The 13,806-nt window shown below is 45.3% G+C and carries 13 protein-coding genes and 1 pseudogene; 2 read left to right on the top strand and 12 right to left on the bottom strand.

Translation table 11 applies throughout. The features are described from left to right. Nucleotides 1-145: 145 nt before the first annotated feature. The 9 genes from EKG38_RS12465 to glyA all read right to left on the bottom strand — a co-directional run bounded on the left by EKG38_RS12465 (nt 146) and on the right by glyA (nt 7,730). Nucleotides 146-640, bottom strand: a complete 495-nt coding sequence (locus EKG38_RS12465) for a phosphatidylglycerophosphatase A family protein (RefSeq protein ID WP_126520588.1) — start codon at nt 638-640, stop codon at nt 146-148. Next, nucleotides 640-1,599, bottom strand: coding sequence for a thiamine-phosphate kinase (gene thiL, locus EKG38_RS12460; protein WP_126520587.1), 960 nt, complete (start codon nt 1,597-1,599; stop codon nt 640-642). Before thiL ends, EKG38_RS12465 begins: the two co-directional genes overlap by 1 nt. A gap of 115 nt (nt 1,600-1,714) precedes the next feature. Beyond that, the gene (gene nusB / locus EKG38_RS12455) at nt 1,715-2,119 is read right to left on the bottom strand and encodes a transcription antitermination factor NusB (RefSeq protein ID WP_126520586.1); all 405 of its coding nucleotides are present in this window, start codon (nt 2,117-2,119) and stop codon (nt 1,715-1,717) included. Between the two features lie 8 nt (nt 2,120-2,127). Then, nucleotides 2,128-2,610, bottom strand: a complete 483-nt coding sequence (gene ribH / locus EKG38_RS12450; protein ID WP_012141623.1) for a 6,7-dimethyl-8-ribityllumazine synthase — start codon at nt 2,608-2,610, stop codon at nt 2,128-2,130. 179 nt (nt 2,611-2,789) lie between these two features. Then, complete coding sequence (ribBA, locus tag EKG38_RS12445; protein WP_126520585.1) at nt 2,790-3,893, bottom strand: bifunctional 3,4-dihydroxy-2-butanone-4-phosphate synthase/GTP cyclohydrolase II; 1,104 nt, start codon at nt 3,891-3,893, stop codon at nt 2,790-2,792. 109 nt (nt 3,894-4,002) lie between these two features. Beyond that, a complete protein-coding gene (locus EKG38_RS12440; RefSeq protein WP_126520584.1) occupies nt 4,003-4,665 on the bottom strand; it encodes a riboflavin synthase in 663 nt (220 codons plus the stop codon). Nucleotides 4,666-4,669: 4 nt separating this feature from the next. Next, on the bottom strand, nt 4,670-5,794 hold the full coding sequence (gene ribD, locus EKG38_RS12435) for a bifunctional diaminohydroxyphosphoribosylaminopyrimidine deaminase/5-amino-6-(5-phosphoribosylamino)uracil reductase RibD (protein WP_126520583.1): 1,125 nt from the start codon (nt 5,792-5,794) through the stop codon (nt 4,670-4,672). A gap of 64 nt (nt 5,795-5,858) precedes the next feature. After that, on the bottom strand, nt 5,859-6,308 hold the full coding sequence (gene nrdR / locus EKG38_RS12430) for a transcriptional regulator NrdR (protein ID WP_126520582.1): 450 nt from the start codon (nt 6,306-6,308) through the stop codon (nt 5,859-5,861). Between the two features lie 165 nt (nt 6,309-6,473). After that, nucleotides 6,474-7,730, bottom strand: coding sequence for a serine hydroxymethyltransferase (gene glyA / locus EKG38_RS12425; RefSeq protein WP_126520581.1), 1,257 nt, complete (start codon nt 7,728-7,730; stop codon nt 6,474-6,476). 512 nt (nt 7,731-8,242) lie between these two features. Here glyA and ettA point away from each other — a divergent pair. Together ettA and EKG38_RS12415 are read left to right on the top strand one after the other, a co-directional pair. Beyond that, entirely contained in the window at nt 8,243-9,910 is a 1,668-nt protein-coding gene (gene ettA, locus EKG38_RS12420; RefSeq protein ID WP_126520580.1) for an energy-dependent translational throttle protein EttA, read from the top strand. Between the two features lie 514 nt (nt 9,911-10,424). Next, a complete protein-coding gene (locus tag EKG38_RS12415) occupies nt 10,425-11,513 on the top strand; it encodes a metallophosphoesterase (protein ID WP_126520579.1) in 1,089 nt (362 codons plus the stop codon). 88 nt (nt 11,514-11,601) lie between these two features. Here the strand turns inward: EKG38_RS12415 and EKG38_RS24935 are convergent. The 3 genes and pseudogenes from EKG38_RS24935 to EKG38_RS12405 form a co-directional block, all read right to left on the bottom strand. Next, a pseudogene (locus EKG38_RS24935) lies at nt 11,602-11,739 on the bottom strand (MmcQ/YjbR family DNA-binding protein); the annotation flags it as partial. Between the two features lie 380 nt (nt 11,740-12,119). Beyond that, nucleotides 12,120-12,527, bottom strand: a complete 408-nt coding sequence (locus EKG38_RS12410; protein WP_126520578.1) for a hypothetical protein — start codon at nt 12,525-12,527, stop codon at nt 12,120-12,122. A 157-nt stretch (nt 12,528-12,684) separates the two neighbouring features. Beyond that, a partial coding sequence (locus EKG38_RS12405; RefSeq protein ID WP_221767758.1) for a S8 family peptidase occupies nt 12,685-13,806 on the bottom strand: 1,122 nt, incomplete at its 5' end.

The raw sequence follows: 13,806 nt of genomic DNA, 5'->3' as shown, positions 1-13,806 counted from the left end.
CTCATAGATAAAGAGTAAAGGCCAACAACTAGCTGCAAAAACAACCATGAAAGGTCAACAGGCCCTAGTATCTAAACGCCTCGTCAAGATTTCAAAAGCTGTGGCACTCACATCAAGTGCCACATGCTTGGAAATCATAAAAAGTCTAACCCAAATAGTAGGCTAGGCCCTGCAGGCAACCAAGAGCGAAGATCCCCGCAAGTACATCGTCTATCATGATGCCAAAACCACCTTTCACCTTGGCATCTAACCAACGAATAGGCCAAGGCTTAATGATATCGAAAAAGCGAAATAGGGCGAAACCAACCAGTAACCAAATCCAACCAGCTGGCGCCGCAATCATAGTGATCAGCAGACCGGCGATCTCATCCCAGACGATTGCGCCATGGTCATGCACGCCCATATCTTTAGCGGCCTTGTCACAGATATAAAAACCGGCAATCACACTCAAAAGTGTTAGCGCCAGATACCAAGGCAAGCTCAATGGAGCCATGATTAGGTACAAGGGAATAGCAGCCAAGGTGCCAAAAGTCCCGGGAGCCTTAGCAGCTAGGCCAGAACCAAAACCTAAAGCTAAAAAATGAACGGGATTAGTCAGTGAAAGACGAGTTAATGCTGCATCTTTGGAAAATATATTCATCAAGAAAAATGCTCAAAACCTAGGTTATTCGATATAAAACGCTCTCCGTCGCGAATTAATTTAACAGAATCACCCGTAGTGATCTGTCCTACTTGAGTAAACTGGACTCCGGCATTGGCCAAGGCAGTTTCAAGCGCTCCCTTCTGCGCTTCCGGAACGGTAAACAGTAACTCGTAATCTTCTCCGCCCATTAAAGCGTAGTTTAATGCTTCATCCTTTGACACGGAGTCTGTCACCGCACTCGATATGGGCAACCGATTAACATCAATCACGGCGCCAACTTGTGAACGTTTAAGCATATGTTTTATGTCAGAAGCCAAACCATCGGAAAGATCGATAGCACTCGATGCCAGCCCTCTTAAAGATTGTCCCGCCAGCACGCGCGGCGTCGGGTAATAATGCCGGTTAACCAGGTATTCATGGTGCTCAGGATCGACGTGTCGTTTACCACGAATCACATCGAGTCCAAGGGCTGAATCACCTATGGTACCAGTGACGTAGATCCAATCACCATTTTTGGCTCCACCACGGGTTAACGCTTTTCCCGTAGAAACTTGGCCGTTTATCGTAATAGTAATTGAGCGCGGTCCGCGAGTCGTATCCCCCCCAATTAATGCCACCCCATAATACTCGGCGGCATCGAACAAACCTGAGCTAAACTCTGTCAGCCACTGCTCATTCACATCAGGTAGGGTTAATGCCAGTGTCATCCAGGCAGGCTCTGCGCCCATGGAGGCAAGATCGGAAAGATTGACTGCTAGTGATTTGTACCCCAGTGCCTGAGGTGGAATATCGGGATAAAAGTGGACATTCTCAACCAAGGTATCGCAAGAGATGGCGATAGATTTATTCAGTGCAGGTTGAACCAACGCGCAATCATCACCTATGCTTAGCTCTACATCACGGCGCGAGATAGAACGATTGGTGAAGAAATTTTCTATTAATTGGAATTCTTTCACGGTAATAGGAACCCGTTAGATATTTGAGATGAGTTTAAGACTGTCGGCAATATCATTACAAACGATAAATAGAATGAACAAAAAAAACGGCATCCTAGGATGCCGTTATCTTGTATTACTTACGACCTACAATCTTGTCGAGAATACCGTTTACGAACTTATGGCCATCTTCAGCACCGAACGCTTTAGCTAATTCGATAGCTTCGTTAATTGCAACTTTATAAGGTACATCTTTACGGAATGTAAGCTCATAAGTCGCCAGTCTTAACACGGCTTTCTCAATTGGAGAGACCTCATCATAAGGACGCTCAATGTGAGGGATAATTTGCTCGTCTATTTGAGACTGTTTTGTCGCTGTTCCCGATAGTAGCTCACGGAAGTAGGCAACATCGATACCATCAATCTTTTGCTCAGTTAGAAATTCATGCTCAACATCAGCAATGTTATTTCCACTTAACTGCCAAGAGTAAATGGCTTGAACGGCTAAACGGCGGGCCTTACGGCGCTCAGAAGGCTTCATTTATATTCCTAATCTTGCAACTGCTGTTCTAGTTCTTGCAGTACATTAACCATTTCAAGCAGGCCAAGTGCAGCTTCGCCACCCTTATTACCCGCTTTAGTACCAGAGCGCTCAATGGCTTGCTCTATGGTATCGGTAGTTAACACACCGAATGAAACAGGAAGATCAAACTCAAGTGCGACTTGAGCTAAACCTTTGTTACACTCACCTGCAACAAAATCAAAGTGTGGCGTACCGCCACGGATAACTGCACCCAGTGCAATAATCCCGTCAAATTTACCGCTAGCAGCAACACGACGCGCTGCAAGTGGTAACTCAACCGCTCCAGGAACACGTACTACTGTGATATTTTCATCAGAGACTTGTCCGAAACGTTTAAGCGTATCAACCGCACCTTCAAGTAGGCTTTCAACAAGGAAGCTATTGAAGCGTGAAACTACGATAGCGATCTTGGCGTTTTTCGACTCGATATTACCTTGAACTACGTTCATTTATCTTACCTAAATTAGCTTGTTTACCCAGCACGGGCGCGGAAGAGGCGGTATAATAGCACAGCCCCCAGCGTTGTTCCCCATGCAATTCATCAGAATTGTTCAATTATTCTTACTAACGTTTCCACCCGGCACAATTTTTCGCTTAAAAAAACAGTTTAAGATAGAAGTAATCTTCATTACTCGGCGATATAGCCAGTGACTTCTAAACCGAATCCGGAAAGTGAATGATAACGCTTTGGCGAGCTTAATAAACGCATCTTGGTCACACCGACATTAGCAAGGATCTGTGAACCGACCCCGACCTGACGTGAAGTGCCATGCCATTGAGCTGGTGCAACTGCTTGACCGCTATCTTCCAATTCAAAGGTTTTTACTTTCGCCAAGATGTCACTACTATGTTCTTGGTGACCCAACAACACCAATACACCACCTTCATCGGCAATGCGTTTCATTGCCTTTTCGAGAGGCCAGCTACGCTGTTGATCGCGTTCTGAATGTAACAGGTCATTGAACGTATTTTGTAGATGCACTCGAACCAACACATCCTCTTTGACCTCACCTTTAATCAGTACGTAATGCAGCTGATTATCTATGGTGTCTCTGTAGGTCAACATATCGAACTCACCGAACCGAGTCGGTAACTTACATTGTGCTTCACGCACAACACTGGTCTCTTTGGTGTTTCGGTACTCGATCAAATCGGCAATGGTACCTATTTTCAGACCATGTTTTTCGGCAAAAATCTCAAGATCGGGACGACGGGCCATAGTGCCATCGTCATTAAGAATTTCAACAATTACCGCCGAAGGTTCAGAGCCTGCAAGACGTGCTAAATCACAACCCGCCTCAGTATGGCCGGCACGAATAAGTACCCCGCCCTCTTGCGCCATCAATGGGAAAATATGACCAGGCTGAACGATGTCCGTAGGTTTCGCATCTTTACCTACAGCCGCAAGCACAGTAACGGCTCGATCTTGAGCCGAAATACCCGTTGTCACGCCTTCAGCGGCTTCGATAGACAACGTGAAGTTAGTCGAAAACGGAGCATTATTGTTCGTCACCATCAAGGGCAAGTTTAACTGTTCACAGCGAGCTTTAGTTAAGGTCTGACAGATTAAACCACGACCAAACTTAGCCATAAAGTTAACAGCTTCAGGCGTCACCATATCGGCAGCCATGATCAAGTCACCTTCGTTTTCTCTATCTTCATCGTCCATCAAGATAACCATTTTACCGAGGCGAATATCTTCGATGATCTCTTCTATACTGTGTAACGACATTGTAAGGCCTTCATTTTTATTGTAACGATTCCCTAGTCAGCAACAGAAATAACTGAATAGATATATTTTAGTTATAATTTAATCTTCTATTTACAGGTTTTGCCAGTGTTTAACGCAAAAAACCTGAGCGAGCTAACAGATCCATAGTCACATTGGACTCTGGCACTCCTGCCGCCTCACTTGAGTAAGTCATCAATCTTTCTAAGTGACGTGCAATCAGATCCACTTCGATGTTCACGGTATCACCCGCCTTCAGCTCAACCAAAGTCGTTTCACCAGCGGTGTGAGGCACTATGGTTAATCTGAAGCGATTATCTTTCACTTCATTAACGGTAAGACTGACACCATCAATAGTAATGGAGCCTTTATGAGCAATATAGCGCGCTAAGCTCTGCGGTGCAGTGAGCCAAAACTCAATCGCTTTACCGCGGAACTGTCTATCATCAACAGAAGCGATACCATCAACATGACCGCTGACCATATGACCGCCAAGACGAGTCGTCGGCGTTACCGCTTTCTCCAGGTTAACTTTAGTACCCACCTGATAATTGGCAAATCCGGTTAAACTCACGGTTTCAGCCGAAATGTCAGCCACATATCCATCACTCAGGTATTCAACAACCGTGAGACATACTCCGTTGGTCGCGATACTGTCGCCTAAACGAACATCGCCTAAGTCGAGTTTACCACTTGCAACGTTCAAGCGAATATCATCACCTAAACGTTCAATTTTTCTCAGTGTACCGACTGACTCTATGATCCCAGTAAACATGAAATTATGACCTTATTTTTAACGTTAAACGGGTGTCTTTACCCAATTTACGCTCATCAATTAACTCGACGGCTGGAATATCAGCCATCACTTCATAGCCGGGCAGTGAGATTAAATTACGCCCAGCCGACCCTAATATTTTCATCGCTTGATATAATACCAGCTCATCCCCATGCCCATGCTCGATAACACTCCCAGCCAGAGTTGCACCGGCTTCGACAAGCACTGAGTTACATGATTGACCAAGATGCTTAAACAGATGTGATAAGTCGACACGACCAGAATCATCGGCGGGCAACTTGAGATGGGATACATGCTCAGGCCAGGCCGTTTGTTCTTCGAGAGGGTAATCGGTACAGGAGACCAGCAAGATGGGGCTATTGACCGAGAAGAGCTTAAACCCCTTGGTTAACCTTGCTCTACTATCCAATATCACTCGAAGTGGTTGATGAATCTCACTCGGAGCGAACTCACCGGCCAACACGCCGAGCTCACTATGACGCACATTCAACGATGGGTTATCAATAAGCACAGTCTCAATGCCTGTAACTAAGGCGCAGTGTCTGGCCCTTAAACGCTGAACATCACGCCTGGCTTCACTGCCCGTTATCCACTTGGAGACACCATTTTTAAGGGCTGTCTTACCATCTAAACTCGATGCTAATTTTATTGTGATCTTTGGCAGCCCGGACTGCATACGTTTCATAAAACCCGGGTTAATATCACCGGCCTCGACATTCAACAGACCGACGTCAACTTGGATACCGGCGTCCGTGAGCATTTTGATCCCACGTCCGGATACTTGAGGGTTTGGATCTTCTATTGCCACAACCACACGTGCAACACCAGCCTTTATCAAGGCTTCTGCGCATGGAGGGGTACGACCATAATGACTGCATGGCTCGAGTGTGACATAGGCGGTTGCGCCCTTGGCATTGTCACTAGCCATGGCTAATGCATACACTTCGGCATGAGGGCCACCAGCCCGAATATGAAATCCTTCGCCAATGACCTGGCCAGCTTTAGTCACCACACAGCCAACACAAGGGTTAGGCCTGGTGGTGTATAGCCCTTTACGCGCAAGTTTAATTGCACGGCTCATCATCTCAATATCTTCTACAGACCACATATTATTCAAACCACATATTATTTAGAGTAAGTAGCTGTTGAAACTATTCACACCTTAATGCCACTTACTTTTGCAGCTTAGCGATAGCTTCACCAAATTCAGATACATCTTCAAATGCACGATAGACTGAGGCAAAACGAATATAGGCCACCTTATCCAGATTAACCAGCTGATCCATCATCAGGTTACCGATCATCTCCGACTTAACTTCACGCTCGCCGGTTGCACGTAAGGTCGATTTAATTTTAGTCAGCGCTTGCTCAATTTGATCCATCGACACGGGACGTTTTTCAACAGCCCTTAGCATACCGCCTCTGAGTTTCTCTTCATCGAATGGTTGACGGCTGCCATCTTGTTTGACGACTCGTGGCATGACAAGTTCGGCCCCTTCAAATGTGGTGAATCTCTCATGACATTCGGCGCACTCACGGCGACGCCTGACTTGGTGACCGTCTGCCACCAAGCGTGAATCGATCACTTTAGTATCTGTTGCGCTGCAAAATGGGCAATGCATAGAGCCTCCGAAGAAGTAAAAAATTGGAATGACTGTTTAGAGGGTCTACTCGACCGTCAGGAATAGAGATCATAGATACTAGATACTCGATACTCGATGATCTCCAGACACAAAAATGGCCGCTAAAAAGCGGCCATTGAAGTTTACCTGATTTAACCTACAAGGTTAACCGTAAACAGGGAACCTGGCGCACAATTCAAGCACCTGATTCTTAACACGCTCAATCGTGCCTTGATCTGTGATGTCGTCCAGCACATCACACATCCAGTGAGTTAACTCAACCGACTGCTCCTCTTTGAAGCCACGACGAGTTATTGCCGGAGAGCCGATACGAAGACCAGAAGTTACAAACGGAGAACGCGGGTCATTAGGAACAGAGTTCTTATTAACCGTGATGTTAGCATGACCCAGAGCCGCATCGGCGTCTTTACCTGTGATATCTTTGCTTATCAAATCAAGTAAAAACAGATGGTTATCAGTTCCGCCTGAAACGACATCATAGCCACGTTCGATAAACGTCTTAGCCATAACCTTCGCGTTCACAACGACCTGCTCTTGATAAGCTGTAAACTCCGGCTCGAGAGCCTCTTTAAACGCCACCGCTTTAGCAGCGATAACATGCATCAACGGACCGCCCTGACCACCAGGGAAAACCGCAGAGTTAAGCTTTTTATAAATAGCTTCATCATCACAAGCTGATAGGATCAAACCGCCACGGGGGCCAGCTAGTGTCTTATGGGTTGTCGTCGTTACAACGTGGGCGTGCGGGAGTGGATTCGGGTAGATCCCGGCAGCAACCAGACCTGCAACGTGAGCCATATCAACAAAGAGGTAAGCCCCTACTTTATCGGCGATTTCACGGAACTTGCCCCAGTCGATGATACCTGAGTAAGCACTGAAACCAGCGATGATCATCTTAGGCTTATGCTCAATGGCAAGACGCTCAACTTCGGCGTAATCTATCTTGCCTGTCGTCTCATCAATTCCGTACTGAACGGCATTATATAGCTTGCCAGAGAAACTCACGTGTGAACCATGAGTTAAGTGGCCGCCATGAGCTAAGCTCATCCCCAATACCGTGTCGCCACCTTGAAGCAGTGCCATAAATACAGCTGAGTTGGCCTGAGAACCTGAGTGAGGCTGTACGTTGGCATAGGTAGCACCAAATAGCTCTTTGGCACGAGAAATTGCGAGCTCTTCAGCAATATCTACGTGTTCACAACCACCGTAATAGCGCTTACCAGGATAACCTTCTGCGTATTTATTGGTTAGTTGAGAGCCTTGAGCTTCCAGAACACGTGGACTGGTGTAGTTTTCTGAAGCGATAAGTTCGATGTGCTCTTCCTGACGACGAGTTTCATCTGCAATCGCTTGAAACAGTTGTGGATCAAAGTCCGCGATATTCATATCTTTTTTCAGCATTAAAATCACTCCAGCTGTAAATTCTTATAGTAGGGTTGCGCGGTATTCTACAGCGCAATTGATCACAATCCCAGCATTTAGAACATGAAATTCCTTGCTATTCATTGTGAGCAGTGCTCACAAACAGACAGAGCCGCGCGGATCTTCCCATTGAGTGACTGTTTTCTCTGTTTTATTCGAGATTTTAAATAAAACTCATTGGTTTGAAGGCAATTCCAGAAAACTCTTTTTCGTTTTCAACCTTAGTTTATCTCTAGATTAACTCCGCCAACCCAGCCTAAAGGTGCATTTTTATCGACTTACGGCCCAATACTCTCTCAAACTGGATAACAATCATCGAACGCTCCATTTTATCGGCTCGAGTTGATCGACATCACACCAGGCGATGATGAATGGGCATTAATACCTATGACGGTTCGATCTATGAATATCAGATTAAATACCAATTGGTATATGTTAACTCTGGATTCGAGTAGAATTAGCCCAATTCTTCTATCAGATAAGATAAAAATATGGCTCAGTTTGTTTATAGCATGCTTAGGGTGGGTAAGATTGTTCCACCCAAGAAGCAGATCCTAAAAGATATCTCATTAAGCTTCTTCCCCGGCGCTAAGATCGGCGTACTCGGTCTGAACGGCTCAGGTAAATCGACCCTGCTTCGTATCATGGCCGGTATAGACACCGAAATTGAGGGCGAAGCTCGCCCAATGCAAGATCTTAAAATCGGTTACCTGCCTCAGGAGCCAAAGCTTGATGAATCACAGACTGTGCGCGAAGCGATCGAAGAGGCGGTTTCTGAAGCGAAAAATGCCCTCACCCGGCTCGATGAGGTTTACGCGCTATATGCCGAACCCGATGCAGACTTCGACGCACTTGCTAAAGAGCAGGGACAACTGGAAGCCATTATTCACTCGCAAGATGCCCATAACCTCGACAACGTGCTTGAACGCGCGGCTAACGCACTTCGTCTTCCTGATTGGGATGAAAAAATTGAAGTGCTGTCGGGTGGTGAACGTCGCCGTGTCGCCATCTGTCGCTTGCTGCTTGAGAAGCCTGATATGTTGCTTCTCGATGAACCTACCAACCACTTAGATGCCGAATCTGTCGCATGGCTTGAGCGATTCCTGCAGGATTATGCTGGCACCGTTGTGGCCATTACCCATGATAGATATTTTCTGGATAATGCAGCGGGTTGGATCTTAGAACTCGACCGCGGTGAAGGCATACCGTGGGAAGGCAATTACTCTTCATGGCTTGAGCAGAAAGACGCCCGACTTCAACAGGAGTCGGCAACACAGAGCGCTCGTCAGAAAACTATTGCCAAAGAGCTTGAATGGGTACGACAGGGTGCTAAGGGTCGTCAATCTAAGGGTAAGGCACGTATGGCTCGCTTCGAAGAGCTTAATACCAACGATTACCAGAAACGTAATGAAACCAACGAGCTATTTATTCCACCAGGGCCACGCTTAGGCGATAAGGTGATCGAGGTTAAAAATCTCACTAAGTCTTATGGCGATCGTGTACTCATCGATGACTTAAGTTTCTCGGTTCCTAAGGGCGCTATCGTAGGTATTATCGGTGCGAACGGCGCGGGTAAATCGACGCTATTTAAGATGATATCCGGTGCAGAGCAGCCCGATAGTGGCTCCGTCGAAGTGGGTGAAAGCGTGCAGCTTGCCTCTGTCGACCAGTTCCGTGATTCGATGAATGACAAGAACACGGTATGGCAAGAGATCTCCGGCGGCCAGGACATAATGCGTATCAATAACACAGAGATCCCGAGTCGCGCCTATGTTGGCCGCTTCAATTTCCGTGGTGGCGATCAGCAGAAGATCATCGGCACTCTATCCGGTGGTGAACGTAACCGGGTACACTTGGCTAAGCTTATCCAGTCCGGCGGCAACGTGCTGTTACTCGATGAGCCCACCAACGATCTCGACGTAGAGACCCTACGTGCGCTGGAAGAGGCGATACTCGAGTTCCCTGGCTGTGCCATGGTCATCTCCCATGACCGTTGGTTCCTCGATCGCATCGCGACCCATATTCTTGATTATCGAGATGAGGGTAAAGTCAGTTTCTATGAAGGTAACTACACCGAATATTCTACCTGGTTAAAAGATACCTACGGTACCGATGTCGTCGAACCTCATCGCCTTAAGTACAAGCGAATGAACAAGTAGAGCCGACTTAATGGTGACCCGACTCTCTTAGCTGAGGTTGAGCCCTAAAACGTTAAGCCATTAAAAAAGCGAAAACTTAGGTTTTCGTTTTTTTATGTCTGGAACATTTATGAAGATTTACCAAGGATGGATATAAATCTTCGTTATATCTGGCCATAAATGTTCCATTCATTTATTGGCATTTCCACCATCCTTAGCAGTCAGAACATTTATGAAGATTTACCAAGGATGGATATAAATCTTCGTTATGTCTGGCCATAAATGTTCCATTCATTTATTGGCATTTCCGCCATCCTTAGCAGTCAGAACATTTATGAAGATTTACCAGGGATGGGTATAAACCTTCATTATGTCTCCTTGAACCTGCTTGGTTTTTATACTTTTCAATCTGAGACAGATATTAACAAGAATGCTAGTATGGGGACTCCACCTAAGAGTGGTATTCAACAGTTTTAAAATAACAAAAATAACTAAAATAACTAAAATAACTAATAATAAAAACAGAGAGCCCTCATTGAAAAAGTTCATCGCCTTAACTTCACTCGCCTTGCTGGCTTTTAGTCAATTGGCCATCGCCTCGGCAAGTTCATCCCCCACAGAACTGACTGTAACCGATGGCCCCTATCTGTTCGCTCAAGCAAATCCAGACGCGCCCAGAACCGCTTACTGGATCTGCTCAGACAAGCTACGTACCACCCAAGTTCAAGATTTGCGGCTCGTGAGTCCCGATAACTGCGGCCAGCTACCACAGCCGACACTGAATCCTCAGGCCTTTGATGTCTCCGCCAACACCTACACCGATATCAAAAAAGTCGTGGCTCTCAGTGATGTCCATGGACAATACGATATATTGATCACCCTGCTTAGAAACCAGAACATTATCGATATAGATAACAATTGGGCCTTCGGTGATGGCCATATGGTGATGACGGGAGATATGTTTGACCGAGGCCATCAGGTTAATGAAGTACTCTGGTTTATGTATAAGCTCGATCGACAGGCCACAGAGGCTGGTGGAAAACTTCATCTGTTAATGGGGAACCATGAACAGATGGTGATGCGCGGCGATCTTCGTTACGTACATGAACGTTACCAAGTATCGAGCAAGCTGCTTGAGAGAAGTTACGATGAGCTTTACGACAGCAGCAGTGAAATAGGTCAGTGGCTTCGTAGCAAAAACACCTTAGTGAAAATCAACGACACCCTATTTTTACATGGTGGGATCAGTGGCGAGTGGATCGACAGAGGGCTAACGCTTGATATCGCCAATGACCTTTACCGCAAGAATATCGACAGATCCAAGCCAGAGCTGAAACAGAGCGAGCTACTTAATTTTCTCTTCTTCGGTAACGGACCGACCTGGTTCAGGGGCTACTTCAAGTCCGATTATGATGAGGCTGAGCTGGACAGAATACTAAGCGACTTCGATGTCAAACATATCGTCGTCGGTCATACCTCACAAGAGCGGGTGTTGGGCCTGTATAACAACAAGGTCATAGCGGTCGACAGCAGTATCAAAGAGGGAATTTCCGGTGAGCTATTGCTCATGGAGGACAATACCTTGACTCGTGGCCTGTATAACGGGGACCGTGTCGAGTTATAGCCCGACGGCATAACCCCGCGGGGGGTCATCGAGAAAGGAGGCTTCACTCGAAGACAATGTTAAGTTAAAGGTTTAGCTAAACGTTAACTTAAAGATGAACCAAGACAGAGGCCTGTGCCTTCTTGGTCATCTTAGCCACAACCAAGAGAAATGAGTTATCTATCATGCGCTCGATTTCACCTTGTGGGATCGAGCCATCGAGAATGACGGTGTTCCACAACGCCTTAACACTAAGTGTCAATATACCCAGAGTTAAATCGCACATAAGGCATGTTTTCATCGGCAAGGATCTTCATATTGTTCCTAAAAATTGACCTGAATAAGTGAGATGACATTCTAAAAAGATGGTCGAAGCTTGAGCATGAAGCTGGTTACATTTTCTGTTTTTGGTTTTTTATATTGGGGAGTGTGTTTGAAGAAAGTCTGTTTGAAAGGAGTAACGTCATGGTTATCTATCACCTGCGATGAGTGCCGTGCAAGCTCATGTATGCTCCATGCAGTGTATATTTCCTCCACATATGGCGGTTAAAGGCACCAATACCGTTAAGACGCATAATACAGCCAAATGTGGAATTTAGCCTTGGCTAACACGGTTGATTCTTGTGATCACTGTGTTGTGATTAGTTGCTCTTGTACTACCTGATTAACCATACCTGAGTTGTTTATTTTCATCAGTATGTCATGTGGACTTAAGTTATCTTTGACCATAATGACATCCATATTTTTTCTAGTTTTAATGCTCTCAACATTCAAATTAGTGGTTTTTTTAAGCGCTTCTAATCTGGACCCGTTCTCAATCAGACCTTCTTTCCAGTAGACAATATAGGTCATGCTGACTTTTCTTCTCATCTGCGCTTCAGCATTTAGGCTTTCTGTTCCCTTGTTCTCTTTCACAATATTTGCTGCAGGTTCAGAAATGGGCTTGTCGTTAACTTGACTACAGCCAGATATCATCAAAGGTACTAGAAAGAGTGGGAGAGCGAGAACGATAGCCTTACGTTTTATGGGGGACATACTAATCCTTGGCAATATAGAGACACTTTGGCTTATGATGCTTCGCATTTATGTTAGCTCAAGCGTTAAATAAACAAATAAACCAACGACGAAATCAACGAGAGATTGAGCTATAAATGCCCTTCATTAAGAGGAAGGGCATTTATGATTTCAAACCTTAGCCCTCACATATGCTAGGTGATACAGAATGGCTAAAATCTACTTCAACAATGTCACCACAAGTGCCATTCTTACAAGATTGTACTGCGGCTCTTAAGTATGTAGTAGTGTCAACAATGGTTCGAGGAACATCAGTAACAATGGTTTTATCAAAGCTAACAGAGCTAATGTTGCCAGTAGCGTTAGTTTGCATGATGTTATAGCTAATACCGCTAACATGATGTTGTAGCGAACCAAATTGCACGTTATACATAGAGCAAGCAGTAGGTACAACTTCAATCATCTGAGTCAAATATGCTTCTTGTGCTGGTGAAACAAACTCTTCATAACGATGCTGAACATTAACGCTATCAATTGCTAGTGCATCATTTCGGATTGCATTGTAAGCATTAGCAACACCAGCTCCGTAGCCCACCTTGGAAGCACGTGATGCCTGACCATGACCATTCAACTCATAAGGTGCAGCAGTGCTTAACATCATTGCTTCACGCTCTTTTGCAGATAAATCAGGGTGAACCATTTTTAATAAAGCCAAAACACCAACAGCACTAGGTGCAGACATTGACGTACCTGATCCTTCACCATAGCAATTGTCATAGTTTGCAGAAGTACTACAGTAGCCACTAGTATTACCATAAAGAGACGTACCGATGAGAGCACTATTAATATCTTCACCGTTAAATGCAATGTCTGCAAATTGACCAAAGTTAGAGAATGAACTGATTTCGCCACTCATCTTTGAAGATGCAATACCCAGCGCTTCCTCGCAGTTTACAGGAGTCACATAAGTGGTATCAGTTGCTTCGTTACCTGCCGCAATTGCAATACTAATGTTCATCTTATAAGCTGCGGTAACTGCGTCTTGCATATAGCTGTTAGACTCACAACTCATTGTAGACTTGCCACCCAAACTTAAGTTGATAATATCAACAGGTGTAGAAATTGGCTTAACATAACCATTGTCACCTTCTTTCAATGTTCCATTGCTGTACTTGTTAGTTTGCATCCAAAACTGATCCACTTTCCCCCCTAATTTGCATTGAAAACTGATCCACATATTTAATACCTCCTGCCACCCCTGAGCAGGAGAATGTGGAGTGATAGATGTGTCATTATTAAG

It is taken from the genome of Shewanella canadensis, from assembly GCF_003966225.1.
Classification (GTDB): domain Bacteria; phylum Pseudomonadota; class Gammaproteobacteria; order Enterobacterales; family Shewanellaceae; genus Shewanella; species Shewanella canadensis.
Note: the sequence above shows the minus strand (reverse complement) of the source record. Positions and strands in the feature narration are given on the sequence as shown.